Source organism: Streptomyces sp. NPDC048196, from assembly GCF_040652715.1.
GTDB classification, from domain to species: Bacteria; Actinomycetota; Actinomycetes; order Streptomycetales; family Streptomycetaceae; genus Streptomyces; species Streptomyces siderophoricus.
The window spans coordinates 1-26,160 of the sequence record NZ_JBEZMM010000043.1; the positions used below are offsets into that span (position 1 = coordinate 1).

Consider the following 26,160-nt stretch of genomic DNA (forward strand, 5'->3'; position numbering starts at 1 on the left):
TCGTGGACGTAAAGCGTCAGCAGTCCACGAACAAGGCCCCGGAGGTCCGTCACCGCACCCGAAACACCACCCGCCCGCCGCAGGCGCAACGGCGAGAAACCCCACGGCGGGAGGGAGACGGGTACGTGCGGGGCGCCGCAAAGCGCAACGGCGAGCGAGCCCCGCGGCGCAGTAGACGAGTACGTGCGGCGGCGCCGCAAAGCGCAACGGCGAGCGAGCCCCGCGGCGCAGCAGACAAGTCCGTGCGGGGGCGCCGCAAGGCGCAACGGCGAGACGCCCCGCGACGCCGCAGACGGCTACGTGCGGGGGCGCCGCAAAGCGCACAACGGCAACCCCCACGCGGGACAGCCAGCTACGTGCGGGGGCGCCGCAAAGCGCAACGGCGAGACGCCCCGCGGCGGATCAGACGGCTACGTGCGGGGGCGCCGCAAAGCGCACAACGGCGAGCCCCGTGGCGGGACGGCCAAGTACGTGGGGAGGATTACGGCATCAGCACCGCATGCGGATCCGTGCCCTCCGTGCGGCCCGTGCCCGCGGTGAGTTCGCGCCAGGTTTCCAGGGCCAGGCGGAAGGCGCCGGCCTGTTCGTAGCCTTCGGCGGCCAGTTTGAAGTCGGCCTCGGCGGCCTCTTCGTGGTGGTCCGCGCGGTGGGCGCGGGCCAGGTGGAGCAGGCAGCGGGCCCGGTCGAGGGGCGACAGGTCTCCGGCCGTGAGGTCGATCTTCGCGGCGTGCTCGGCGGCCGCCGGCCCGTCGTCGTGGCGCAGTGCCGCGGCGGTCTCCAGCACGGCCAGCCAGGTCCGGGACGAAGGGGTGCCGACCAGTGCCGTGGCCTGCCGGGCGCGGGTGAGCAGGGCGTCCGCCTCGTCCGCCGGGCCCGCCGCGAGGGCGAGCAGCGTGCGGGCGCGGGCCAGCCGGAGGCGGAGCCGTACGCCGTCGGTGGTGGCGAGCTGGTCCTCGGCCTCGGTGAGGAGTTCCAGGGCCTCGTCCGGGTGACCGGACAGATATTGCGCACCGGCCACCGCCCACAGGGCGCCGGCCCGCAGTTCGCCGGCCGGGAGCGGTGTGGCCTCGGCGCGCAGCTCCGTGCCGAGCTGTTCGGCGCGGCTCCACTCGCCGCTGTCGACGGACGCGGACAGCAGCGCCATCCGGGCCTGGGCCCGCTCCGGGCGGCCGGGCTCCAGGTCGACGGTGACCCGTACGGCCTCCTCGGCGAAGCGGACGCCCTCGGGGAGGCGGCCCTCGGTGCGCAGCAGCTGGGCGAGTTCGATGGCGACCCGGGCGTGCAGCACCGGCGCGGTGCGGGTGAGCGGGTCGTCGAGCAGCCGGCGCAGTGCGACCTCATGGCGGGCCGGATCGTCCAGTCGCCCGAGGACGGTGGCCAGCTCCCAGTGCGCCTCCCAGCGCACCTCGTCCTGGTCGGCGCCGCCGGCCTGCTCCACCACGGCCTCCAGCTGGCGGCGCGCCGCCGCCCAGTCGCCGGCCAGCTGGCTGGCGCGGGCCGCCACCAACTGGCCGACCAGGCCGAGGCGTTCGGACAGCCGGGCGCCGGGCTCCTCGGTGGCGCTCAGCGCCTCGACGGTGGTGCCGAGCCGTTCGGCGATCGACCGGGCGATCTTGGCGCTCGGGATCCGGCGGCCGTTCTCGACCAGCGAGACGTAACTGGGCGAGAGATCGCCCCCGGCGAGGTCCCCCTGGGACAGGCCCTGCGCGCGGCGGACCTCCCGCACTCGCTTCCCGAAAACAGGCTGCTCAATCACCAAGGAATCGCTCGCAGTTGAGTTGGGTGGACGGACAGTGACGGTGTACGGACGGCGCCGGACGGTGGAACGTGATGACGGGGAGTCTACTCACCGGACGCCCGCCCGGGGGCCCCTGTGGACGACCTTCGTTCCGCCGGGGAGTCATTTTTTGTCACTTACGGAGGTAGGTATTCCTCTTGCTGGCGCGACGGGTATTGCGACAGTTCGGAGGCGTGTTCGGGCCCGTGGGGCGGGGATCGGCGGGTCCGTGGCAGGGGTTGCGGACGGGGTGTGGCGAGGGGCGCTTGTCACAATGGGCAGTCGAGTACAATGACTTTACTTGACAATAAATGACAATTGGCTGACGCTGACCCTCCATGGACTACGCCCCGAGGAGGGACATATGAGCTCCGCTCCCGCATGGCCGACCGTGGCCGCCGAGCCGGAGGACCGTGTCGACGGCCGACGCGCGGCGGCCGTGCACCGGGTCCGGGACTTTCTGGTGGACAACGCCGACACCGTGCACGCGCTGCTGTGCGAGATCTCCACCCACCGCGCCGCGCGCTACGAGATCGAGTCCACCATCGCCACCCTCGACGGGGCCCTGGACGAGGTGGCCACCCACCGGCCCGGTCGCGTCCCCCGGCTGGCCGCCTTCATGCCGTCGAACGTCATCCTCTACTCCTACGCCCTCTACCTCCTGGTCCCCGCCCTCTACACCGAGCGGCTGGTCTTCCGCCCCTCCAGCCGCGTCAAGGACCAGATGTGCCGGCTGCACGCCCTGCTCGCCGAGCAGCACCGCCTGCCCATCACCCTCAGCACCGCCAGCCAGCGCGAGTTCCTCCAGGACCACGTCAGCCCGGCCGATGTCGTCGTCTTCACCGGCGCCTACGCCAACGCCGAGCAGATCCGCGCCCGGCTCTCCCCCGGGCAGCTGTTCCTCTTCCTCGGCTCCGGCGTCAACCCGTTCGTGGTCGCCCCCGGCGCCGACGTCGAGCGGGCCGCCCGCGACGCGCTCGCCATCCGCGTGCTCAACACCGGCCAGGACTGCCTGGGTCCGGACCTCTTCAGCGTCCACGAGTCGCTGCTCGACCCGTTCGTGGACGCCCTGGTAGGCGAATTGAAGGGGCTGCGCTACGGCCCGTACACCGACCCGGACGCCGACTTCGGGCCGATCTTCTACGAGAACGCGCTGGAGGACGGCGCACAGTTCCTCGCCCGCAACCGGGGCGGCATCGTGCACGGCGGACATGTCGACTTCCGGGCCCGCCGCCTCGACCCCACCGTCGTCGTCGGTGACGAGGTCACCCCGCGTACCCACGTGCCGGAGTTCTTCGCCCCGATCTTCAACGTCGCCTCCTACCGCGACGAGGACGCGCTCGCCGCGACCCTGACCACCGGCACCTTCACCGAACGCGCCCTCGGCTCCAGCGTCTACGGCCACGCCCCCGCCCTCGTCCAGGCGCTGCGCCGCCGCACCACCGTCACCCTCGACACCACCCTGCTGTCCATCGACGACGGCAACGCCCCCTTCGGCGGCTACGGCCGGATGGCCAACTACATCTCCGACGGCCAGGAGGTGCGCGCCGAGCCCGTCCTGGTCTCCAAGGCCGTCGCCGCCTACCGCCCGGGCGGTGACCGATGAGCCAGGACACCGCGGCCCACCCGTCCGCCTGGGCGGCGATCGCCGACCACCTCCACCACCTGGGCACCACCGCGGTCTTCGGGCTGCCCGGTGACGACATGGCGCCGCTCGGCGCGCTGGAACACTCCGACATCCGGGTGGTGCTCTGCCGCGACCAGCGCAACGCCGTTTTCATGGCGACCGGTTACGCGCTCGCCTCGGGCCGCCCCGGGGTCTGCGTGATCGGCAAGGGCCCGGCGGTGACCAATGCGCTCACCGGCCTGCTGGAGGCGCGCTCCGCCGCCGTACCGCTGATCCTCATCGCCGACGGCACCCGGCTGGACCGGGTCGGCACCGGCGCCTTCCAGGAGCTGGACCAGCTGGCCGCGGTCCGCCCGTACGTGAAGTGGGCGGTCCGCGTCGACCACGCCGAGCGGCTGCCGGGCGCCCTGGAGAAGGCCGCCGCGCTCGCCGTCAACGGCACGCCCGGCCCGGTCTACGTCGAACTCGCCGAGCAGATCGCCGGCGAACCCGTCCCCCGTACCGGCGCCTGGCGCCCGGCCGTGCCCCAGCGGCCGGCCCCCGACCCCGCCGCGCTGGCCGCGACCGCCGCCCGGATCGCCGCGGCGGAACGGCCGTTGCTGCTGGTCGGCGGGGGCGCCCGGCACCGGAACGCGGACCGCCGGATCGAACGGTTCGCCGAGCGGCTGGGCGCCGGTATCTTCACCACCGCCTCCGGCCGCGGCACCGTCGCCGAGGACCACCCGCTGCACTGCGGCGTCAGCGGCCTCTACACCGTCGCGCCCGTGGACGCCCTGTGGCGCGAGGCGGACCTGGTCGTCGCGCTGGGCAGCCGCCTGGAGGAGACGGCAACCTTCGGCTGGCCGGAGGGCGCGGACCAACTCCCCGTCGTCCAGGCCGTCCTGGGCGAGGAGAGCCTGGTCCTGGACCGTCCGGGGAGTTACGTCCTGGCGGACGTGGCGGCGACCGTGGACGGCTGGGCCGGGCTGCTCGACGGGCACCGGCCGGACGGGGCCTGGGCCGAGCGGGTCCGCTCCGTGCGGGCGGCGTTGGCGCAGCGGGCCGCGGACCGGGCCGAGGAGGCCGGGAAGCGGGCGCCGGACGGCACCGTCCCGGTCGCCCGGGTGCTGGCCGAGCTGGAGCGGGCCGTCCCCGCCGGCCGGGTCCTCGTCCAGGAGAACGGCCTGCAGGACATGTGGTCGTACTTCTTCCCGCACTACGCGCTCGGTGCCGGCGGCGGTTCCGTCGTCCCCAGCGAGCAGACACCGCTGGGCTTCGGCGCGGCGGCCGCGGTGGGCGTACGGCTGGCCGAGCCGGCCGGGCGCCCCGTGGTCGCGGTGGTGGGCGACGGCGCCTTCCACCTCTTCCGCGCCGAACTGCCGACGGTCGCGGACGCCGGCGCGGCCGTGCTCTACGTCGTCCTGGACAACGGCGGCTACGGCTGGCTGCAGTCCAACCTCGACCGGATCTCCGGCCCGGACTCCCGCTTCGCCTTCACCCGCCCCCGGCCCACCGGCACCGACGGCCTGACCAGCGCCTACGGCCTGAACCACCGCCGGGTGACGGACCCCGACCGGCTGCCCGAGGCACTGGCCGCGGCCTGGCGCGAGGTCGCCGCCGGCACCACGTCCGTCGTCGAGGTGGCGGTCGCGCTGGCGGACACCCCACCGGGGATGACGGGCGCGGCGGGCGACTTCCCGGAACGGGCGGAGGAGGCGGAAGCCTAGCCACCGGCCGGAACCCGGCACCCGGTACGCATCTGGGGGCCGCGCTGCCATCGGCGGCGCGGCCCCTGCGTGCGTAACGGGGGCCTGTACGGGACGGCGCCCAGGCACCTACGGGCGAGCACCTACGGCCGGGCATCTACGGGCTGGGCACCTACAGCCGGGCATCTACGGCCGGGGGTCTACGGGGTGAGCATCCATGGCCCGGCATCTCCCGAGCGGGCATCTACGGCCGGGCATCCATGGAGCGGACATCTACGCCGGGCATCTACGGCGCGCAAGGCCGGAAGGGCGTGCGTGGGCCGGCCCCTTCCCCGGCTCGGGGGTTGCCGGGGGCGGGGCCGGTCCACGTCTTCTTCGTACGGGGAGCCACGCCGAGGCGTGACGGGGATGCGCTCCCTTTCGTACGGATCGGTGTCAGCTCGTGGTCTTGCGGCGGAACTTGGTGACGGCCAGCGGGGCGGTGAGCGCGGTCAGGCCCACCGACCACACCACCGTCCAGAGCACCGGGCCGGCCACCGGCCCCTCGCCCAGGGCGAGGCCGCGGGCCGCGTCGGCCATGTGGGTCAGGGGGTTGACGCGGGTGAAGGCGGCCAGCCAGTCCGGCATCGTCGTGGGCGAGACGAAGATCGAGGAGGCGAACTGCAGCGGGGTCAGCACGACCCCCGAGAGCCCCTGGATGGCCTGTGCGGTGCGCAGGGTCAGGCCGAGGAGCATGAAGATCCAGATCAGCGACGTGCCGAAGAGGGTGGTCAGACCGATGGCCGCGGCTATACCGGGCCAGCGGCCGGAGAAGTCGAACCCGAGCAGCGCGGCGACGATCAGCAGGACCGTGATGGCGACCAGCATCCGGCCCGTCTCCACCACGACCTTGGCCAGGAGTATCGAGGAGCGGGCGATCGGCATCGTACGGAAGCGGTCCATCACACCGCTGCGGAAGTCGTCGTTGACGCCGGTGCCGACGGCCATGGCGATGGTCATGCCGAGGATGACCATCAGGCCCGGCACGAGGAAGGCGGTGTACTGCGCGCGGCTGCCACCGCGGCCGATCACCCCGCCGAAGACGTAGACGAACAGCAGCGTCAGCACGATCGGCATCAGCAGGGCGTCGGTCATCGACTCCGGGTTCTGCCGGATCTGGAGGAGGTTGCGGCGGACCAGCGCGCCGGTGTGCCGGGCCGTCGCGCGCAGCCCGATCCGGCCCTCGTCGAGGAGGGCGGCGGGCGCCTCGGGACGGGGCGCGGCCTGAAGGGTCGTCACGGCTGCTCCTCCGGTCAGGCCCGGCCGCGGCGTTCGTCCAGCCACTTCTGCCAGTACGAGCGGCGGTCGCTGCTGGGGTGCGCGACGATGATGTCGCCGAAGACGGCGGAGCCGTTCACGCGGACGCGCGGGGTGACGGATTCGGGCCCGGAGTGCGCCCGGGTCAGATCGCGGAGGTCGCCGAAGACCTTGCTGCAGTTCATCTCCACCCGGACGCCCTCGGGGAGCAGCAGATGCACATCGCCGACCAGCGCCTTGGCGACGATGGTGAGCTCACCGGTCGGCGGTGCGGGGGAGGAGCACAGGTCGAGGGTGATGTCGCCGAGGACCGCGGTGGCCTCGATGCCGTGTTCCAGTGCGGGGCTCTGGTGGACGAGGTCGCCGACGAGGGCGCGGAAGGAGCGCTGTCCGGAGCCGGCGGTCGGCGGGGCCGTGACATGGGGGAGGTCCTCGCCCACGGACGCCAACTCCTCACGCGTCCGGGCGAGATACGCCGCCTCGGAGCGCTCGGCGAGCTCTTCGAGGGTTAACCGCCCTTCCGCGGTGGCTTCCCTGAGCCGCTCGACCATGGCCTCCCGCTCGGCGTCCGACGCCAGCACCGAGCGCGCGGCCGCGGAGGGGGCGGGGGAGGCGGATGCGGAGGCCACATCCTTGGTGAGGTCGGGACGATGGGGCTGGGTCATGGATGGTGCCTCCGCGGAGTCCGGCGGTGGTGGGGCGTGTGCGTGCTCATCGCACCACGTCGCGCGGGGCGCGGGCATCGCCGCGGGGTACTACATCGAAAGGTTGACCCGCGGACCCGGCCACACAGTTCGGCGTACGCGGCGGACCCGGGGCGTACTCGTGGCGTACCCATGGCGTACGCGCTGTACGCGGCATGCGCGGGTCGGCAGGGTTCCCCGGTGCAAGCGGCGGGGTCTCCCGTGAGGAGGGGCGGCCGGTCGCGGCGGTGCCGGGAGATCGGCGGACCGGCGGACGCGGACTTCCCCGGCTTTGCTGTACTCGGCGGCCGGTTTTCCGCTCCCGTAGTCACGCGGGAAATGATCTCGGTGACCCCCGGTGAAGAACGGTGAAGGAATCCGAATATCGGTCGACTTCTTCTTGACTACTTGGTAAAGTACCCAGCACTCATTGTGACTCGGCGATTTGATCCGACCGGCCGGAGTCATCCACTGTTCGAAATCCGGAGGGTTTGTCGAATGCCTGAGCTGGCGGACACCGGGCGGCGAATCAAAGAGCTTCGGGTCAGCGCGGGAATGACACAGCACGACCTCGCCGGGTCCGAAATGTCGTCCAGCTACATCTCGCTGGTCGAGCGCGGGAAGCGCATTCCCAGTGGCCGGGCGCTCAAGATCCTCGCGGCCCGCCTCGGCGTCGGCGTGGACGAAATCTCCAGCAGCCCCCAGCCGGCCGAAAGTCCGGGCCTGGCCCGCCGCCTGGACCTGGTCGGACGATTGGTCGCGGCCCGCCGGCAATGGGAGGGCGGCGACGCCGAGGGAGCGCTCTCAGAATTCCGCGCACTGGCCTCGATGGAGCCCGCCGGCCGGCAGGACGACGTATTTACCGAGGCGCAGCTCGCCATTGCCGAAATACTGGGCTCGCTCGGCCGCGCCGACGAGGGCGCCGACGTCCTGCTGCGGATGCTGGACACCCTCGCCCCCGCGCCGTACGCCGAGGCCCGGCTGCGCGCCCTGATCGCCCTCGCCGACCTGCTGGAATCGGCCGGCCGGGTGCAGGACGGACTGCGCTACGCCCTCACCGGCTACCTCGAATGCACCGACCGCCGGACCGCCCAGGGCCCCGGCACCGGCCCGGCCACCGGCCCCGGCACCGGCTTCCACCTGCTGCTCGTCCTCGACGTGCTCACCCGCTGCGCCTACTGGAGCGGCTGCCCGGACTGGGCCCCCGAGCCCGAGCACCCCCGCCCGCCGGCCGACGGCATCCTTCCCGGGCCGCGCGCCACCATCGATCTGCACCGGGCACTCGCGCTGCGCGACCGCGGCGAGTGGGAGCGCGCCGCCGAATTGCTGGGCGCCTGCGCGCGCCGGGTCACCCCGGCCGCCGGATTCCCGCTGTGGGAGAAGGTCAACGGCCAGTACGCCCTGCTCTTGCTGCACCGCGGTGAGCCGGCGGCGGCGCGCAGCATCGTCGAACGCGGGCTGGTGGTCGCCTCGGTGGCGCAAGAGCCGGAATTCCCGCTCTGGCTCACCACCGCGGACGCGGTCTGCGCGGAGGCGGCCGGCGACCGGGACCGGCTGATCGCCCTGGGCGAGGAGCTGGCCGCGCTACCCGAGACCGGCCGCAGCCATGAGAAGGCCGCCGCGCTCCAGGAGATCGCGGCGGCGTGCGAGCGGGTGGGGGACCGTGAGCGGGCGGCCGGGCACTACCGGCAGGCCGCCGACCTGTTCCGCCGGGCCCAGGCGTACCGGCACGCCGAGCGGGCCCGGGAACGGCTCGTCCAGCTCGCCGAAAGCCGTGACCGGCAGCCGCAAGAGCAGCTCTGAGAAGGCCCTGGAGCGGCCCTGAAGCAGCTCTGGATCAGCTCCGAAGCAGCCCTCGCGCGGCTCGCTCGGTGACTCTCTCCGTAGCCCTCACTCAGCTCTATCCGCCCGCCCTCGCACAGCTCTCTCCGTAGCCCTCTCCGCAGCCAAGCAGCTGGCCCCGTCGCCGGCTCTGCGGCAGCTGTGATGTCACTCAGGAGTCGCTCCGACGTCCTTCCGAAGCCGCTCTGACGTCGCTCCGAGGAGGGCGTGAGAGGGCCGGTCGAAGACGTCCGGCGAGGGCGAAAGCGGCCCGGCGCGGGCACCCGGCGAATGCGAAAGCAAACCCGGCAATCGCAGATGCGCGGCCGGCGGCCGGAAAAGCCCGGCGGACGGCCGCATCGGCACCACGGTGGTTGAGCGCAAAAGCAAGGCCGCGTCCCACATATGCGTGGCCGGTGAACGGAATTTGCGGTGCGACCGGTCGCAAAAGTGGCCCGGCGACCGCCGGGACGGAAAGACGCCGCGGCGGCGCTATGGGCCCTGGGCCGTTATGCCCTTATGTCGTTATTGCGGGTAATTGACGCATTCATTTATTAGCTTTCTTTCCCAATCCGAGCAGTGCGAACAGTGCCTCCGCGCCGCCCACGATCGCCAGGATGAGTCCCGCCTTGGACAGGGAGAAGATCGGCGTCTCGACTTCCTTTGTGGTCAGCCACAGGACCAGCCCGATGACCGCCAGAACAATGCCTACCGCAAAACCCTTCATCGGTTCCCTCGTCTCCTCGCCCGGTGATGGTCCGGTGTTGGCGCCCCGGCCGGTCGGCGCGGGGCGGTGGTAGTCACCAGCGTCCCGTCGCGAGGCAGCCTCCGGATCGTCCGCAGGTAGGCACTTTCCCGCCCGCGGTCTGTCACTTTCTATGTACGCCGGGCCCTACCCGGGGGCCGCGGGGCGTGCGCCCCCACGTAGCCCGCCCACCGCGACCCGGCCCCCTTCCGCCCCCTCGAACCGCCGCCCTAGTCAATTTTCCTGACTCGCTCTGTCATGACTCTGAGAGCGTTTCCGCTGGTGCGAGGCCTGATGGCCCGTCTCGCCCGCGAGTCATGACTGACCGCCTTCCGCGCAACCTGTTGACAAGCCGATGACTCGGCTGTCATGTTTCTGGTCATGAGGACGCCCCGAGCGTGACAACGGGGCAGAAAAACAGGAGGCGTTTCATGGAGTTACGCACGGATCGGCGGCGCGTCGTCGTCACCGGCTGCGGGGTGGTGTCCCCCGTGGGAAACACCACCGAAGACTTCTGGACCGCCCTCCTCGCCGGCCGTAGCGGTGTCACCGCGCTCACCCGCTTCGACACCTCCGGACTTCCGGTCCGGATCGGCGGCGACCTCACCGGTTTCGACCCGGCCGGCTCCGGCTTCCTCACCCCGCAGGAGGTCCGGCGCACCGACCTCTTCACGCAGTACGCGGTGGTCGCCGCCGGCCAGGCGATGCGGGCCGCCGGCCTCGAACCCAGGGCCGACGTCGACCCGTACCGCTTCGCCGCGGTGATCGGCTCCGGCTACGGCGCCGCCCACGCCATCCAGCAGCAGTACGACGTGCTCAAGAACCAGGGCGCGCGGCGGGTCTCCCCGTACCACTCGGTCCTCACCGCCATCGACCACCCGGCCGGCCTGCTGTCCATCAAGTACGGCATCAGCGGCCCCAGTTGCGCGGTCTCCGCGGCCTGCGCGACCGGCGCGGTGGCCCTCGGCGAGGCGGCCGAACTGATCCGCCACGGCCGGGCCGACGTGGTCCTGGCCGGCGGCACGGACGACTCCCTGACCGCCGCCGACCTGGCCGGTACCGCCAACGCCCGGGCGCTGTCCCGCCGCAACGACGATCCCGAAGGCGCCAGCCGGCCCTTCGACCGGGACCGCGACGGCTTCGTGATGGCCGTCGGCGCCACCGTCCTGACCCTGGAGGAGGCCGGCCACGCGGAACGCCGCGGTGCCACGATCCTCGCCGAGGTCGCCGGTTACGCCGCCACCACCGACGCCCACCACGCCACCGCCCCCGACCCGACCGGTGCCGGCGCGGTCCGCGCGATGCGCGGGGCGCTCACCGACGCGGGCCTGACCCCCGGCGACGTCGGGCAGGTCAGCGCCCACGGCACCGGCACCGTCCTCAACGACCGCATCGAAGCGGCCGCGCTGCGCGAAGTGCTCGGCCCCGACCAGCTGCGCCGTACGCCGGTCACCGCGGTCAAGAGCATGACCGGGCACATGCTCGGCGCGTCCGGGGCCGCCGAGGCAGCCGCCGCGGCGCTCTCGCTGCGGGACCGCACGATCCCACCGATCCGCAACTGCGACCACCCCGAGGACGACGACCTCGACCTGGTCGTCAAGGGCCCCCGGGAGTGGGACGGCGACGTGGTGCTGAGCAATTCGTTCGGCTTCGGCGGCCACAACGCCGTCCTCGTCCTGAAGCGCTACCGCACATGACCCCGTACGCGCCCCCGGGCACCGCACCCGTGACGACCGCACCCGCTGACCCACGAGACCACTGAAGGAGGAGACGCACCATGCAGGGACGACTGGTGACCTTGGAATGGCCCGGCGACGACGACTGGGCCGCGATCGCCTCCTGGCTGCGCCCCGGCTCGCCGGCGGCCGTGCTCAGCGGTGACTGGGAGCTGCTGGGCGCCACCGAGGTCGAGCAGGCCAACCGCTCCGGCCGGGTCCACCACCTGGTGATCCGCACCAAGGACGGCACCCGCATCGGCACCGTCAGCTACCAGCGCTCGGGCCGGATCGGCGGCTGGACCGTCGGCGGCGCGATCGGCTCGCCCGAACTGTGGCGCCGCGGCTACGGCGCGGAGGCCGTCGTCCTGCTCGTCGACTACCTCTTCCACCAGCTCGACGCCCACCGCGTGCAGGTCACCACCGCCGGCTACAACAAGGGCATCATCCGGCTGATGACCAAGACCCCGTTCGTGGTCGAAGGCATCCTGCGGGACCACTGTTACCTCGACGGCGAGTACCACGACGCCATCGTGTGGGGCCTGCTGCGCGAGGAGCACTACGCCTCGCTCAAGCCCAGCGAGGACAACCGCGTACTGGCCGTCGGGCTGGCGGACTTCGTGTCCGAGGACGACAAGGTGCAGGCCCGGGCGGTGCTCGCCGCGCACCTCGCCACGGCCGGCCGCACCGCGCTCACGCCCTACCTGGAACCGGACGCCGAAACCCTCGGCGAGGTCGTGCCGGCCGAGCGGGGTGCCGCATGAGAGACGGCGCCGAGAGCTTCGCCCTGGCCGACCGCACCTTCTTCGACTGGCCCGGCAACTGGGACCTGGAGGCCACCCGCTTCCCCGCCCCGCCGCTGCCCGACGGCTGGACCCGCGACGACAACGAGGCCTGGACCTTCTGCCGTCCGCCCCAGGACCGGCTCCCCGACCAGGGCTGGAAGATCCACGTCAGCGCGTCCCCCGACGACGCGCCCCGCACCATCGCCGACGTCGCCGACTACTGCGCCCGGCACGGCATCGCCTTCAAGTACCTCAAGAGCGCCAACGTCCTGCGCGCCCTGAGCCGCAAGTACGCCCAGCGCTCCTCCGCCGGCAAGCTGCTGACCGTCTACCCCGCGGACGACGCCGAACTGGCCCGCACGCTCGAAGGACTGGACGCGCTGATCGGCGGCCGCCCCGGCCCGTACGTCCTGACCGACCTGCGCTTCCGCCAGGGCCCGCTGTACGTCCGCTACGGCGGATTCCGCACCCGCTACGTGGAGGACGCCGACGGCGAGCTGGTCACGGCCTTCCGGCGCCCCGACGGGACGCTCGAACCGGACCGCCGCACCCCGGTCTTCCACACCCCCGACTGGGTCACCGTCCCCGACGTCCTCAAGGACTCGCTGGCCGCCCGGCAGGCCGTGGACGACTTCCCGTACCGGATCACCGGCGCGCTGCACTTCTCGCACGGCGGCGGCGTCTACCGCGCCGAACCGGTCGGCGAACAGGCCCTCGGCGCCGGACGGCGCAGCGTCGTCCTCAAGGAGGGCCGGCCGTACTCGGGCACCGACGGCGTCGGCCGGGACGCGATCGCCCGGCTCGCCCACGAGCACCGGATCCTGACCCGCCTGGCCGGACTGCCCGGCATCCCCCGCACCTTCGGCACCTTCCAGGCCGGCGAGCACCTCTTCCTGGTCCTGGAGGACATCGAGGGGCAGGACTTCCAGTCCTGGCTCGCCGGGATCTACCCGCTGACCGTCCCCGAACCCGACGAGGCGGCGGTGGCCGCCCACCGGGACCGCGCCCTGGCCCTCTTCGGCCGGATCGAGCAGCTGATCGCCTCGGTGCACGACCGCGGGGTCCGCATCGGTGACCTGCACCCGGGCAACTTCATCATCCAGCCCGGCGACGTCCCGGTCCTCCTGGACTTCGAGGTGGCCGACGGGATCGACCTGGCCACCCCCAGCAGCCTCGGCGCCCCCGGCTTCCACCGGGCCGACGCCACCGGCGCGGACGGCGACCACTACGCACTGGCCGCGATCGCCCTGTGGCTCTTCCTGCCGCTCGCCGCGCTCGGCGGTCTGGCCCCCGACAAGGCGTCGGCACTGCTCGACACCGCGGCCCGCAGGTTCGGCCTCCCCGGCCACCTGGTGTCCCGGCTCGCTCCCCAGCTCGCCCCCAACGACAACACCACGTCGCCGCTGCGCAGCCTGCCGGAGACCTTCCCGCCCTCCGACATCCTGACCTCGATCGGCCGGGGCCTGCGCGACAGCGCCACCCCGCACCGCACCGACCGGCTCCACCCCGGCGACTTCGCGCAGTTCGCCGAGGGCGGCGCGGGCTTCGCACACGGCGCCGCCGGCGTCCTGTGGGCCCGCCACACCGCCCTCGGGGAACGCGACGAGGAGGGCGCGGCCTGGCTGCGCGCCGCCGTCGACCGGGTCCCCGCCGAACGCATCGGCTTCTACGACGGCCTGCACGGAATCGCCTACGTACTAAGGGAGTTGGGCGACCACGAAGGAGCCCTCAAGGCCCTCGACCGGGCCGCCGACCGGCTCTCCGTACGCCACTGTCCCAGCCTCTACCGCGGTCTGTCCGGCGTCGGCCTGAACCTCCTGCACTTCGCCGACGCGCTGGACGACGACGCCCTGCGGCAGCAGGCCCTCGGCCTCGCCGACCGCGTCACCGCGCGGCTCGCCACGGCCCGCACCGAACCCGTCGAGCACAAGCGCCGGCGCGGCTCCACCCACGCCGCCGGCCTGATGTACGGCTGGTCGGGCCCCGCGCTCTTCCTGCTCCGCGCCCACCGGGCGACCGGCGATGCCGCCCTGCTCGACGAGGCGGTCCGCGCGGTCCACCGCGACCTCGACCGCTGTGGCACCGGCCCGCAGGACACCCTCCAGGTCGACGAGGGATTCCGCCTGCTGCCCTACCTCGACAACGGCAGCGCGGGCATCGCCCTGGTGGCGGCCGAACTCCTCCGCCACCGCGACGACGCCCGGCTCCGCGAGGCCCTACCGGGTCTGCTCCGGGCCTGCTCCTCCGACTTCGTCATCGAGTCGGGCCTGTGGGGCGGCCGCGCCGGTCTCATCGGCACCCTCGCCACCCTCCGCGCGCAGGCCCCCTGGCCGCCGGAGACCGCCGAGCGGTACCTGGGCCGCCATCTGACCAATCTCCACCAGCACGCCATGACGCTGAACGGCGCAACGGTCTTCCCCTGTGACGGCCGGGCCCGGATCTCCATGGACGTGGCCACCGGCGGGGCCGGCGTACTGCTGGCGCTCTCCGCCGCCGAACGGGGCACACCACTGCTCCCGTTCCTCCCTGACCCGCGGTCCGCCGCGGCCGGTTCACCGGCCGTCCCGGAGCGCGCCCGTGGTGCCCACGGCACCACGACCCCCACCGTCCCGACCGGGTCGGCGGGCACTGCGGACAACGGAAGGGAGGTGTCGTAAATGACCATCATGGATCTTCAGGGTCTGGAGGTGCCGGGCGAGCGTGAGGCCCAGGCGCTCGGCTCCACCGTCAGCACCGGCTGCTGAATGACGCCGACGGGCCGTGCACCGTCATTGCACGGCCCGTCGGGTCCAGGTGTCCCGCAATGGCACCTGATACGTCAGTAGCGCTGTCCACCACTCCTGCTCACCCCCCGGAGGGAGGTTCACATGTCGGTCATGGATCTTCAGGGTCTGGAGGTGCCGGGCGAGCGTGACGCTCAGGCGCTCGGCTCCACCGTCAGCGGCGGCTGCTGACACCGAGTTCGGTGTCGTCCTACGCACTGTACGCATCCGGAACGGACAACGGAAGGGAGGGGTTCGAGATGACTGTCATGGATCTTCAGGGTCTGGAGGTGCCGGGCGAGCGTGAGGCCCAGGCGCTCGGCTCCACCGTCAGCACCGGCTGCTGACCCGATGCCCGGTGGTCCCGTGCTCCCGGCACGGGGCCACCGGGTGTCCTTTTTCCGCGAAGCCCAACTCCTCGGGGGGAGAGCCGAGTTGAACGACCGCACGGGTCCGGCGGCCCGCTCCCTCTGCATCATCGGCTGCGGCCCCCGCGGCACCTCCCTCGTCGAGCGGATCCTCGCCAACGTCCCCGCCCTGTACGGCGACCGGCCCCTGGACCTGCACCTCGTCGACCCGTACCCGCCGGGCGCCGGCCGCACCTGGCGCACCGACCAGCCCGGCCTGCTGTGGATGAACTCCGCCGCCGAGCACGTCACCCTCTACCCCGACCCGAGCGTCTCCTGCGCCGGCCCGCCGCGCCCCGGCCCCACCACCGCCGACTGGCTGACCGGCCCGCTGCACGACGGCGGTTACGCCGCCCGCCGCGACCAGGGCCGCTATCTGCGCCACTTCTTCGAGACGGTGACGGCCGGGCGGCCCTCCTCGGTCCGCCTGTACGTCCACCGGGCGCGGGCGATCGACCTGCGCCGGACACCCGTGGACGGTGCGGCACCGGGCACCCGCCAGCAAGTGGTCCTCGACTCCGCCGAACCACCCTTCCTCGCCGACCGGGTGGTCCTCGCGCAAGGACATCCGGACGTGCGTACCGAGCCCGCACCGTCCGGGCTGACCCGCATCGGGCCGGGCCCCGCCGACCCCGCCGCCCTGGCCGCGATCCCGCCCGGCGCGCCGGTCGTCGTCCGCGGCCTCGGCCTGGTCTTCATCGACTGCCTGGCCCTGCTGACGGAGGGCCGCGGCGGCCGCTTCGACCGTACGCCGGACGGCCGGCTCCGCTACCTGCCCTCCGGTCGCGAGCCCCGCCTGTACGCGGGCTCCCGCCGCGGTGTCCCGCTCCCGCCGAAGCCGGCCCGCGCCGCCGCACCGGCCCGCCCCGCCGCGCCGCGCTTCGCCACTGCGGAGGCCTGCCGCGCCCGGCTGTCCCGGCCCGGCGCCACCTTCGGCCGCGACGTCTGGCCGCTGGTCCTGGCCGAGCTGGGCTGGTGCCACTACCGCGCGCTCTTCGCCGAACAGCCCGACCGCACCCGGATGACGTGGGACGACTTCGACGCCCAGTACGCGCTGCTGCTCACCGACGCCGACCGCCTCGCCAAGCTCGCCCGCGAGGCCGTTCCGGACCCCGCCGACCGCCTCGACCTCGACCGCCTGTCCGCCCCGCTCGCCGGCCGCCGCTTCCCCGACACCGACGGCCTCCAGCGCTGGCTGCACACGCACCTCGCCGAGACCCACCACCACCGCACCGGCCCGGCCCGGGCCGTCACCACCGCCCTGGTGGACGGCCTCCAGCGCACCGGCGCGGTCATCGAGGACCTGTGGCGCTCCGGCGACCTGGCCGGTGACCAGCTGACGGACGCGCTCACCCGGTTCGCCCTCGGCACATACCTCAGCTCCGGTCCGCCGCCCCTGCGCGCCGAGCAACTGCTCGCCCTGGCCGAGGCGGGGGTGGTGGTGTTCGTGGGCCCGGAGATGCGGGTGGAGACCACGACGTCGGCCACGGACGCCACCGTCCCGGTCTTCCGCGCCACCAGCCCCGCCGTGCCCGGCGCCGCCCACGAGGCCGCCCTCCTCCTCGACGCCCGGTTGTCGGCCCCCACCCCGGACCGCATCGCGGACCCCCTGCTCCGCGCCCTCCTCTCCCGCGGCGAACTCACCGAGGCCCGTGCGGAGGACGGCACCCCGACCGGCGAACTGCGCCTGTCCGGCCCCGACCTGCACCCGGTCGATGCCCACGGCACCACCCACCACGACCGCGTCATCGTCGGCCCGGCCCAGTTCCCCCGGCCGGGCACGGACGCGATCTTCTTCCGGCAGAACGATGCGGTGGCGCGGCGCTTGCTGGCGGATGCCTGATTCCCCACGTACCCGTCTGCGGCGCCGCGGGGCTCGCTCGCCGTTGCTCCCCCACTGCCTAAAGGGCGTGGGAGGTACCCCCAGCGGCGGGCTGGGTGGTGTCGGGTGCGGTGACGGGCCTCCGGGGCCGGTGGTGTGGACTGCTGACGCTTTACGTCCACACAACCGGCCCCTCCGGCCCGTCCCCTCCCGTTGAGGGGGAAGGTAAGACCGGTGGGGCGCCCGTGATCCGCTTACCGCGTGGGCGTGGAGCCGGTACCGGACGGCCATTGGGTGCCGGGGAAGGCGGCGTCGTCGGAGTCGGTGTCGGGCATGAGGCTGGTGAGCATCTGCTGGGCGGTCTTCGCTTCCTCGGCGGCGCGCGGCAGCATGACGTTCTCGTAGGCGTCGAGGGCCTGGTCGAGGGTGGGGTGGCCGATGACGGCCCCGGCGAGTTCGGCGCCGTCGAGCAGGGCGAGGTTGGCGCCGACGCCCGCGGGCGGCATCAGGTGGGCGGCGTCGCCGAGCAGGGTGATGCCGGGGACGCGCTGCCAGGTGTGGGGAACGGGAAGGACGAACATCGGGCGGTTGACGAAAGCGCCCTCGTTGTCGCGCAGGATGTCCAGCAAGCTCTCGTCCCAGCCCTGGTACTGGGCGAGGAGGCGGGCGCGTACGGCGTCGGCGTCGGCGAGGTCGAGGCCGGTGTGCCAGTCCTGGGGCCCGCGGAAGATGACGTAGCCGCGGACGTGCCCGTTGCTGTTGCGCTGCAGCACCAGACTGCGGCGGCCCGCCTTGGCCGACATCGTGCCGGCGCCGACCAGGCGGGCGATGCCGGGGTGCCGGTGGTCGACGTCGTCGAAGTGGAGCTCCACCATCGTGATCCCGGCGTAGGAGGGCTGGGCGCCGGAGAGCGCGGGGCGTACCCGGGACCAGGCGCCGTCGGCGCCGACGACCAGGTCGAAGTCCTCGGTGGTGTGGTCGTGGTGGTGCAGGCGGGCGGTGCCGTCGGGCAGCGGGGTGACGGCGCTTACCCCGTGGCCCCAGCGGACGGTGCCGGGGGCGAGGGAGGCCAACAGGAGGGCGCGCAGCCGGCCGCGGTCGATCTCGGGCCTGCTCAGATCGCCCTCGCCGGCCAGGTCGTGACGTATCAGCGCCGCGTGCCGGTCGTACAGCCGCCACCGCTGGCCTTCGGGCCGGGACAACGCGAGGAACCGGTCGAACAGTCCGGCTGAGCGCAGGGCGGCCTGGCCGGTCTCTTCGTGGATGTCGAGGGTGCCGCCCTGGGAGCGGGAGTGGGGGTCGTTCTCGCGCTCGAAGACCGTGACCGGCACGCCGTGTTGCTGCAGGACACGCGCGCAGACGAGACCACCGGGACCGGCGCCGACGATCGCGATGCGGGGGGTGGTGGACGTGGTGGACGTAGAGGACTTGCTGGACATGAGGGCCAAGCTCCGTTCCACGGATCGAGAGAGTGCGTGCTGCCAGCCCCGGGCTCCGGCAGTGAGGTGCGTTCCGGTGGCTCACCCCACCCACAGAAGCACAGCAACTACAAAAGTACAACCGATCCGATTTCCAATCGGAACGCCTTTCCAATCGAATCCCCTTAGGTGGGGTAGGGTGGGGGCCATGGCCGAGACGACGACCGGGCGCCGTGAGCGCAAGAAGGCCCGGACCAGGCAGGCGCTGGCGGATGCCGCACTGCGGCTGTTCACGGAACGCGGCTACGACAACGTCGGCGTCCGCGAGGTGGCCGAGGCGGCCGACGTCTCGCTGAGCACGCTCTTCAAGCACTTCCCCAGCAAGGAAGCCCTCGTCTTCGACCTGGACGCGGACATCGAGAGCGCCCTGGTCGCCGCGGTCCGCGACCGGGCCCCCGGCCGGCCCGCCCTGCACGCCCTGCGCGACCACCTGGTACAGACCCGTACGGCGCTGCGGACCGACGACCCCATGTTCGTCCTCGTCGAATCCACCCCCGCCTTGCGGGATGCCGCCCGGCGCATGTGGTCGCGCCACGAGAAGGCACTGGCCGCCGCTCTCGCCGACGCCACCGGGCTGCCCCCGGACGACCTCGCCATCACCGCCCTCGCCCGCTTCGCCCTCGAAATCCCCAGCCTCGCCAGCACCAGCGCCGACCCGGCCCAGGCCGTACGCGACCTGTTCGCCCTACTGGAACGGGGCTGGGGTGCTACTCCGCTGGCGCGCGGGGGAGGGAGCGAGGGGGAGCGGGGCGGGGAGCGGGACGGGTAAGGGCGGCCGGAATCACCAGAATTACGGCTGACCGCTGACGATCCCCGCGATCTCGCTGAACGCCGCGTCCCACGGGTAGGGGCGGCGCTGACCGGGCTGATTCGGTTCAAAGCCGCCGGGCCCGTAGAGCACGGTCACCCCGGCTCCCCGCAGTGTGGACACGGACAGCTCGAACTGCGGGTGCTGAACGTATGCCGCGTTCACGCAGGGCATGGCCACCGTCGGGATCCGTTTGCCGATGCCCTCGGCCACCACCCCGACGACGAAGTGACCGGTGAGCCCGAGCGCCCACTGATTCACCGAGTTGAACGTGGCCGGGGCGAAGAGGATGACGTCGGCCGGCGGCCAGACGTCAGGCTCGCCGGGGTTCTTGTACGTGGACCGTACGGGCCGGCCCGTCAGCTCCTCCAGCGCGGCACGGTCGCCGGCAAGCCAGCGGGCCGCCGTCGGCGTCAGCCCCACGCACACGTCGTATCCCTCGGCGAGCGCGCGTCGCACCATGGCGGGGAACTCGTGCACGGGTGGTGCTGCGGAGCCGAACAAGTACAGGACCGGGCGCGTCATGCGGGCCATCCCACCACACGTAACTGTCCCCTATCCCTCGCTGTTCGGGGCAGAGGGTCACCCGCCCGGTGTGTGGCGGGTATGTTCCAAGGGGCTGCGAGGAACTGGAGACCAGTATGTCTTCACACGACGAAGACCACACCGGCGCACGCATCAAAGAGCAGCGCAGATTGGCCCACCTCACGCAGAAGCAACTCGCCGCGCTTCTCCCGTACTCGTACAGCCTCGTGAACCAGGTCGAGTGCGGGGCGCGGGCCGCCACGCCGGATTTCGTGGCCGCGGTGGCGAGGGTGCTCCGGATCGACGTCACCGTACTGACCGGACAGCCGTACGTGACCGAACTCCAGAAGGACCGCCTGGCCGCCCTCGTACGGCCGATCCGTGAGGCACTGGACACCTACGATCTCGGCGCCGACCCTGCCGTGCGCCCTCGGCCGACCGCACAACTCGTGGAAGCGGCCGACCTGCTGTGCCGGGCTGTCCGTGCGACACGTCTACGGAAGGCGGCCACCGAACTGCCGTCGCTGATCACCGAGATGACCTCGGCAGCGTGGACTGCTCCCACCACCGAACTGTGGCAGGCGCTGGCGTCGACCTATCGAACCGCCCACGACATCTCCGTCAAGCTGGGCTACTACGACCTGTCCAGCGTGGCCCTGGACCGCATGGCCTGGGCGTCCGAGCGGGCTTCTGACCCCTGTCTGTCCGCGGTCCGCCAGTACATGAGGGCCCTGGTGTACTTCCGCGAGGGCGAGTACACGATCGGCCAACGACTCATCCGTGCCGGACGCGGGCTGATCGACGACCTGGGCACCCGCGAGTCGATCGCCGTCAATGGGCAACTGCACTTGGGGGCCGCCGTCATTGCCGCCCGCGCCGGAGCCCGTAATCGCGCGGTCGTGGAAGGGCACCTGGAGCAGGCGTCCGTCTGCGCTGAACGGACCGGCGATGCCAGCGAAGTGCACTGGCTGTCCTTCGGCCCGACCAACGTGGAACTGCACTCGATGTCCGCGTCGGTCGAGATGCGCCTGTACGACGACGCCCTGAGCCAAGCCCGAGAGGTCAGGCTGCCAGCCGGTCTTGCCACGTCTCGGCGTGCGCACTACCTGATCGACCGGGCCCGCTCGGAGATGGAGACGGGACGTCCAACCGCCGCGCTGTGCAGTCTTGTTGCGGCACGGAAGGCCGCCCCGGAGCAGACCAGGTATCACCCTGGTGCGCGGGAGACCATCAGCGGCCTGGTGCATCAGGCCCGTCGCACCCCGGACACGTTGGGCCACCTGGCCGCCTGGATCGGCATGTAGCCGGCACGGAATGCTGTTGACGCTCACATGTCTGTGAGCGTTGTGGATATCCGCGCGCGGCACCGTTGCCCTGTGGCTGAGCGGACAGCGTGGGAGGCAACGGCTGTGCGAACCGAGAATCGGGGCTCTGACGATGTCAATGCGTCCCTGCACGGGAGGCCGATCGGCCCGGAGGCGATCGGCGCAATGATCGGGCGCGCCTTGTGCCCCGGTCCGCCCCCGCCTTATGACGAGTTGGTGTTGCTGGAGCAGGCGCTGCTCCACGTCATCACCGCCCTCTGGGCGGCTGCGCACGAGACCGAGCGGCGGAGCCTTGGCAGCCCGGACCGGGAGCTGCGGCGTGCCCGGCTGGAGGCGATCCGCTACCAGACCGCTGTCGGTCTCGGTGACGGGCTGATGTCCGCGCAGATGCAGGTGCGTGCTCTCGCTCGCGAGTGTCAGTGGTTGCTCGACCAGTGCCCGGCGGAGGTCGGCCGATGAGCGCGGTGGTCCCACTGGCGTTCGTCTACGACCGGTGCGCGAGTCGTGGGTTGCGGGCCCGCAGTCAGCTGGAGATGCGAATGACGGGGTGTCACGCCTACGCGGACGGGATGGGCTGGGCGCTGGCGGGCGGCGCGTGGATCGACCGTGGTGCCGACGCCCTGAGCCCGTACCGGCCGTGCCTGTCCGCGCTGGTGGACACCATGCGGGCGGAGGCGTGCCGGCGCGAGGTGCTGTGTCTGGTCCACAACTGGGGTCGGCTTGCCACGGACACCACGCACCGCCTTGTCTTCCAGCGGCGCATCGTCGAGGCCGGCGGCTGGACGGTCACCACGTTCGGCGAGACGGATCGTCGGGCCCGCGCCGCCCTGGCGGTCGGCTGCGCAGGAGGTGACCGGTGACCGCCTCCACGCGCTGCGGCTGCGGCAGCACGCTGATGCTGCGGGATGTGCTCCTCGACTCGGCGTCGGGGCCGCTGAGAACGGTGACGTGTTGCGTCCGATGCGCTCCTGGAGTCGAGCTCCTCCTCCCCGAAGGTGTCGCTCGCATCCTTGGCAGGCGCGTGGGCATCCGCCGTGCCGCGAAGACACCACTGCTCCCGCCGGAAGGGTAGACACCAACAGAGAGCCTGACGCCCGAAAGCTGAGCGGTCAGGCTCCCCGACGAAAGGAACGCCATGGAGTGGACCCGTCCCGAGTACGCCGATCTCGTGGCCGCCATGAGGGCCGCGGAAGCTGTGGTCGGTGGTGAGGATCGGCCACCGTTGCGGGGCTTCCTCGTCGGTGAGTCGGCGTCCGAAGAGGGCTGACAGTCACCCCCACCTGGGGGCAGACGGAGAACGAGAACCCGACCAGTAGGAGGAGACCGTGCTCGTACCGCACATGACGGACGACGACGGTAAGCACGGCGGCGCGCCCTCGGACAAGCCGTGGACCCCTCCGCCGACCCCGCCCTCCCCCGACGGCGACCGTCCCAAGGTGGCGTGAGCCGATGACCGACCCCCAAAGGGGGCACGCCGCGCTCGTTCGGTTTCTGGACGAGCGCGGTCTGTTGAGCCCGGAGTGGCGCGCCGTGTGGGAGCGGACCCCGCGTGCGGCCTATCTGCCCGCGCGGATCTGGCGGCAGGACCCCGACCGGTGCCGCCCGGTCATGACCGCCGAAGAGCGGGCCGCCCTGGTCGCGTCCGATGAACCCGTGATCACGCAGGTCGACGACGGGGCGGAGGACGGCCCCGGCGTCGCCACCTCGTCCAACAGCATGCCGTCCATGGTCGCGCGGATGTTGCACCTGCTCGATGTGTACGACGGCCAGAACGTGCTGGAGATCGGCACCGCCACCGGGTATGTCGCCGCCTTGCTGTCGGCCCGGCTGGGAGCTCGGTACGTGACGAGCGTGGAGATCGACGCGTCCTTGTCGGCACAGGCGGAGCGGTTTCTGTCGGCCGCCGGGCACCGGCCGCGTCTGGTCGTCACCGATGGCGCATACGGCTGGCGGAAGGGAGCACCGTACGACCGGATCATCGTGACCTGTGCCGTGCGCCAGGTTCCGTACGAGCTGGTGACGCAGTTGCGGCGGGGCGGGGTGCTGGTGGCGCCCAGAGTGGGGGACTTCTGGTGCGGGTCCCTGGTGCGCCTCACCCGGGACGAGGACGGGACGGCGTCCGGTCCCTTCGCGGGGACGGCGACCTACATGCCGATGCGCTCGCACCGGGGCACCGGTGGCACTGCTCCCGATACGTCAGCACCTCGCTCGCGCACCACAGCGGTGCCGCCGCAGGAGACGCTCACGCCCGGGTTCGCGCTGTACGCGGGCGCCCGCCTGCCGGGCGTCGCTCTCGTCGAAGGGCGGGAGGGCGGCCGGCTGAGGGTGTGGGTGCAGGACGGCAGAGGGTCGGGAGCCATCGCGGACGCGGACGGCACCGTCACCGAGTTCGGGAGCCGCAGTCTGTGGAGTGGCGTGGAGGCGGCCTGGCGGGAGTGGGACCAGCTGGATCGTCCCCCTGACGCCGAGATGGGGCTGACGGTCAGCAGCACCGGCGAACGGGTGTGGGTGAGAGGGCGAAGCGACGTGGTGAACCCGGCCGCGGGATAGGGCGGGCCCCAGCCCTCACCGGCCTCTCCCCCCACCAACGGGAGGGGACAGACCGGAGGACGAAGTCTGGAGGGCTGGCACCGCACCCGACACCACCCGCCCGCCGCTGGGGGTACTTCCCACGCCCTTTAGGCAGTGGGGGAGCTACGGCGAGACGGCCCGCGGCGGGAAAGGCAGCTACGTACGCGGCGCCGCAAAGCGCGCGACGGCGGCCAAGCCCCGCGGCGGGAAAGCCAGGTACGTGGGGCAGAGGCCGGAGGCCAGCGGCCGCGGCTAGATGCCCTGTTGTTGGGCCAGGATTGCTGCCTGGACCCGGCTGCGGAGGTTCAGTTTGGACAGGATGCGGCTGGTGTGGGTCTTCACCGTGCCCTCGGCGAGGTTGAGGGACGCGGCGATGGCGCTGTTGGGGAGGCCGCGGGCGATGCAGGCGAGGACTTCGCGTTCGCGCTTGGTGAGGGTGTCGAGGGCCTGGGTGGTGCCGTGCGGCAGGGAGGGGCGGGCCGACGGGGGGCGGTGGGCGAATTCGGTGATCAGGCGGCGGGCGATGGCCGGGGTGAGGAAGCCCTCGCCGTGGGCGACCTCGCGTACGGCGCCGACCAGGACGGTCGGTTCGGCGTTCTTGAGGATGAAGCCGCCGGCGCCGGCGCGCAGGGCGCCGAAGATGTACTCGTCGATGTCGAAGGTGGTCAGGACGAGGACCTCGGCGAGTTGTCGTTCGACGATCCGGCGGGTGGCGGCGACGCCGTTGAGCAGGGGCATCTGGATGTCCATCAGCACCACGTCGGGGCGCAGCTCGGCGGCCATGCGGACCGCCGCCTCGCCGTCCCCGGCCTCGCCGACGACGGTGATGCCGGGGTCGGTCTGCAGGACGAGGACGAGGCCGGACCGGACGGCGGCCTGGTCGTCGGCCACCAGGACCCGGATGTGCGACGGCCGCTCGGGCGCTCCGCGCAGTTCCTCCGCTGCCACCAAATCCTCCACTAGATCCTCCACTGTCGGTCCACCTCTCGTCCTCCGGATCTCGCGTGATCGCCCCCGTTGCGGTGCGTTATGTGTTCTGGGTCAGCGGGAGCACGGCGCGTACCCGCCAGCGTCCCGGGGCGGTCCGGTCGGGGCCCGCGTCGAAGATGCCGCCGACGAGGGCGGCCCGCTCGGACATGCCGGTGAGCCCGGCGCCCGCGCCGTTGGTCAGCGGGGCCACCGGGCGCTGCCGGGTGCGTCCGTCGGACTGGACGCCGGGTGGGGCCAGCGGGCTGTCGACGGAGATGGTGAGCTGCTCGGCGCCGGCCTCGCAGCGGATCCGCACCCGGCCCGACGAGGCGTGCTTGAGCACGTTGGTCAGCGCCTCCTGCACGATGCGGTACGCCGTCACCTCGATCACCGACGAGACCTCCGGGAAGGTCTCGGGGAATTCGGTGTGGAGGGTCAGCGCGGCGGCGTCGGCGGCGGGGCGGGCCTGTTCGACCAGTGCGCCCAGGGCGTTGAGCTGCGGCCGGTCCCAGTCGTCGTCGACGCCCCGGTCGGAGCGGAGCAGCACCACCATCCGGCGCATTTCGGCCAGCCCCTGCACGCTGTTCTCACGGATGACGGCGAGGGCGCGCAGGACCGGGTCGTCCTCGGCGGGGGCGGTGGGGGCCGCAGTGGCGGTGGGACCGGCGGTGGCGGTGAGCCCGGCAGGCCCGGCAGATCCGGCCGCCCCGGCGCCCCCCGTTTCGCCGTTCTCCGCCCGTCGGGCCTCGGTCAGGGAGAGCACCGCGCTGGAGTGGATGGCGATCGCGCTGAGGTGGTTGGCCACCAGGTCGTGCAGCTCGCGGGCCATCCGGGTGCGTTCGGTCTGCAGGACGGTCTTGCGGTCCAGTTCCGCGAGCCGGTTGATCTGTGCGGCGCGCTCCCGCTCGGCGTCGGCGCGCTCCTTGTGGTTGCGTATCAGGATGCCGGTCCATACGGGGGAGATGAGCAGCATCGCGACGATGACGCCGGTGGTCACGCCCTCCGAACGGTCGCTGAGCGCGATCAGGGTGATGGTGGTGGCGACGGTGACCGCGACCGTCCCGAACTGCAGCACCCGGCACAGCCAGGGCGCGCCGTACAGCGCCGCGGCGTAGAGCAGGTCGGTGTAGACCAGGACCGGGCCGAGGCCGCCGCTCGACGTCATTTCCACGAGGACGGTGACGGTGCCGACCGAGACCGCGGCCGTCGGCAGGGTGCTGCGGAAGGCGCTCGCGGTGCACAGCACCACCACCGGCAGGACGGCCTGCCAGACGGGGATGTCGCCCATGACCCGGGACCCGCCCAGGACGTAGAGAATCAGACAGGCGGCGAAAAAGCCCACGGCCAGCCTGAGGTCAC

The 26,160-nt window shown here is 72.5% G+C and carries 24 protein-coding genes; 16 read left to right on the plus strand and 8 right to left on the minus strand.

From position 1 onward, the window contains the following. Positions 1-481 precede the first annotated feature (481 nt). The gene (locus tag AB0E02_RS30250; protein WP_362144960.1) at positions 482-1,756 is read right to left on the minus strand and encodes a helix-turn-helix transcriptional regulator; all 1,275 of its coding nucleotides are present in this window, start codon (positions 1,754-1,756) and stop codon (positions 482-484) included. 385 nt (positions 1,757-2,141) lie between these two features. Here AB0E02_RS30250 and AB0E02_RS30255 point away from each other — a divergent pair, with 385 nt between their 5' ends. Both AB0E02_RS30255 and AB0E02_RS30260 read left to right on the plus strand, forming a co-directional pair. Further along, entirely contained in the window at positions 2,142-3,383 is a 1,242-nt protein-coding gene (locus tag AB0E02_RS30255; RefSeq protein WP_362144963.1) for an aldehyde dehydrogenase family protein, read from the plus strand. Then, positions 3,380-5,110, plus strand: coding sequence for a thiamine pyrophosphate-binding protein (locus tag AB0E02_RS30260; protein ID WP_362144965.1), 1,731 nt, complete (start codon positions 3,380-3,382; stop codon positions 5,108-5,110). Before AB0E02_RS30255 ends, AB0E02_RS30260 begins: the two co-directional genes overlap by 4 nt. 414 nt (positions 5,111-5,524) lie before the next feature. Here the strand turns inward: AB0E02_RS30260 and AB0E02_RS30265 are convergent, their stop codons facing one another. Both AB0E02_RS30265 and AB0E02_RS30270 read right to left on the minus strand, forming a co-directional pair. Continuing rightward, positions 5,525-6,367, minus strand: coding sequence for an ABC transporter permease (locus AB0E02_RS30265; RefSeq protein WP_362144967.1), 843 nt, complete (start codon positions 6,365-6,367; stop codon positions 5,525-5,527). Positions 6,368-6,381: 14 nt separating this feature from the next. Continuing rightward, entirely contained in the window at positions 6,382-7,050 is a 669-nt protein-coding gene (locus AB0E02_RS30270) for a DUF1707 domain-containing protein (protein ID WP_362144970.1), read from the minus strand. Between the two features lie 516 nt (positions 7,051-7,566). Here AB0E02_RS30270 and AB0E02_RS30275 point away from each other — a divergent pair. Next, positions 7,567-8,871 (plus strand): helix-turn-helix transcriptional regulator, encoded by a 1,305-nt coding sequence (locus AB0E02_RS30275; protein WP_362144973.1) that lies wholly within the window; start codon positions 7,567-7,569, stop codon positions 8,869-8,871. Positions 8,872-9,436: 565 nt separating this feature from the next. Here AB0E02_RS30275 and AB0E02_RS30280 read toward each other — a convergent pair. Then, a complete protein-coding gene (locus AB0E02_RS30280; protein WP_030411458.1) occupies positions 9,437-9,616 on the minus strand; it encodes a DUF5708 family protein in 180 nt (59 codons plus the stop codon). Positions 9,617-10,065: 449 nt separating this feature from the next. Between AB0E02_RS30280 and AB0E02_RS30285 the strand changes: the two genes are divergently transcribed. The 7 genes from AB0E02_RS30285 to AB0E02_RS30315 all read left to right on the plus strand — a co-directional run bounded on the left by AB0E02_RS30285 (position 10,066) and on the right by AB0E02_RS30315 (position 17,146). Beyond that, complete coding sequence (locus tag AB0E02_RS30285) at positions 10,066-11,331, plus strand: beta-ketoacyl-ACP synthase II (protein WP_310724130.1); 1,266 nt, start codon at positions 10,066-10,068, stop codon at positions 11,329-11,331. Positions 11,332-11,411: 80 nt separating this feature from the next. After that, positions 11,412-12,113, plus strand: coding sequence for a GNAT family protein (locus AB0E02_RS30290; protein WP_362144978.1), 702 nt, complete (start codon positions 11,412-11,414; stop codon positions 12,111-12,113). Continuing rightward, positions 12,110-14,791 (plus strand): class III lanthionine synthetase LanKC, encoded by a 2,682-nt coding sequence (lanKC, locus tag AB0E02_RS30295; protein ID WP_362144980.1) that lies wholly within the window; start codon positions 12,110-12,112, stop codon positions 14,789-14,791. The genes AB0E02_RS30290 and lanKC overlap by 4 nt, the downstream gene beginning before the upstream one ends. A 9-nt stretch (positions 14,792-14,800) precedes the next feature. Next, a complete protein-coding gene (locus tag AB0E02_RS30300; protein ID WP_355782455.1) occupies positions 14,801-14,878 on the plus strand; it encodes a class III lanthipeptide in 78 nt (25 codons plus the stop codon). Positions 14,879-15,010: 132 nt separating this feature from the next. Beyond that, a complete protein-coding gene (locus AB0E02_RS30305; RefSeq protein ID WP_236680023.1) occupies positions 15,011-15,088 on the plus strand; it encodes a hypothetical protein in 78 nt (25 codons plus the stop codon). An 11-nt stretch (positions 15,089-15,099) separates the two neighbouring features. Then, complete coding sequence (locus AB0E02_RS30310) at positions 15,100-15,243, plus strand: class III lanthipeptide (RefSeq protein WP_362144983.1); 144 nt, start codon at positions 15,100-15,102, stop codon at positions 15,241-15,243. 88 nt (positions 15,244-15,331) lie between these two features. Further along, a complete protein-coding gene (locus tag AB0E02_RS30315) occupies positions 15,332-17,146 on the plus strand; it encodes an FAD/NAD(P)-binding protein (RefSeq protein WP_362144986.1) in 1,815 nt (604 codons plus the stop codon). A 233-nt stretch (positions 17,147-17,379) separates the two neighbouring features. Here the strand turns inward: AB0E02_RS30315 and AB0E02_RS30320 are convergent, their stop codons facing one another. Next, entirely contained in the window at positions 17,380-18,564 is a 1,185-nt protein-coding gene (locus AB0E02_RS30320; RefSeq protein ID WP_362144989.1) for an NAD(P)/FAD-dependent oxidoreductase, read from the minus strand. A gap of 187 nt (positions 18,565-18,751) precedes the next feature. Here AB0E02_RS30320 and AB0E02_RS30325 point away from each other — a divergent pair, with 187 nt between their 5' ends. Continuing rightward, positions 18,752-19,372 carry a helix-turn-helix domain-containing protein gene (locus AB0E02_RS30325; protein ID WP_362144992.1) on the plus strand — a complete coding sequence of 207 codons (621 nt, stop codon included), beginning with the start codon at positions 18,752-18,754 and terminating at the stop codon, positions 19,370-19,372. A 21-nt stretch (positions 19,373-19,393) separates the two neighbouring features. Here AB0E02_RS30325 and AB0E02_RS30330 read toward each other — a convergent pair whose 3' ends face one another. Next, positions 19,394-19,936, minus strand: coding sequence for a flavoprotein (locus AB0E02_RS30330; protein ID WP_362144995.1), 543 nt, complete (start codon positions 19,934-19,936; stop codon positions 19,394-19,396). 116 nt (positions 19,937-20,052) lie between these two features. Between AB0E02_RS30330 and AB0E02_RS30335 the strand changes: the two genes are divergently transcribed. The 5 genes from AB0E02_RS30335 (at position 20,053) to AB0E02_RS30355 (ending at position 23,811) form a co-directional block, all read left to right on the plus strand. Beyond that, positions 20,053-21,240, plus strand: a complete 1,188-nt coding sequence (locus AB0E02_RS30335) for a helix-turn-helix transcriptional regulator (RefSeq protein ID WP_362144998.1) — start codon at positions 20,053-20,055, stop codon at positions 21,238-21,240. A 186-nt stretch (positions 21,241-21,426) separates the two neighbouring features. Continuing rightward, positions 21,427-21,720: a DUF6415 family natural product biosynthesis protein gene (locus AB0E02_RS30340; RefSeq protein ID WP_362145097.1), complete on the plus strand. Its 294-nt coding sequence runs from the start codon at positions 21,427-21,429 to the stop codon at positions 21,718-21,720. Further along, on the plus strand, positions 21,717-22,121 hold the full coding sequence (locus AB0E02_RS30345) for a hypothetical protein (protein ID WP_362145001.1): 405 nt from the start codon (positions 21,717-21,719) through the stop codon (positions 22,119-22,121). Before AB0E02_RS30340 ends, AB0E02_RS30345 begins: the two co-directional genes overlap by 4 nt. Positions 22,122-22,396: 275 nt before the next feature. Further along, positions 22,397-22,528 (plus strand): hypothetical protein, encoded by a 132-nt coding sequence (locus AB0E02_RS30350; RefSeq protein ID WP_362145003.1) that lies wholly within the window; start codon positions 22,397-22,399, stop codon positions 22,526-22,528. A gap of 182 nt (positions 22,529-22,710) precedes the next feature. Beyond that, a complete protein-coding gene (locus AB0E02_RS30355) occupies positions 22,711-23,811 on the plus strand; it encodes a methyltransferase (protein ID WP_362145005.1) in 1,101 nt (366 codons plus the stop codon). Between the two features lie 273 nt (positions 23,812-24,084). On the opposite strand, the gene AB0E02_RS30360 is transcribed toward AB0E02_RS30355, so the two are convergent. Both AB0E02_RS30360 and AB0E02_RS30365 read right to left on the minus strand, forming a co-directional pair. Continuing rightward, positions 24,085-24,780, minus strand: coding sequence for a response regulator transcription factor (locus AB0E02_RS30360; RefSeq protein WP_362145008.1), 696 nt, complete (start codon positions 24,778-24,780; stop codon positions 24,085-24,087). A 79-nt stretch (positions 24,781-24,859) separates the two neighbouring features. After that, positions 24,860-26,143 (minus strand): histidine kinase, encoded by a 1,284-nt coding sequence (locus AB0E02_RS30365; protein ID WP_362145011.1) that lies wholly within the window; start codon positions 26,141-26,143, stop codon positions 24,860-24,862. Positions 26,144-26,160: the final 17 nt, after the last annotated feature.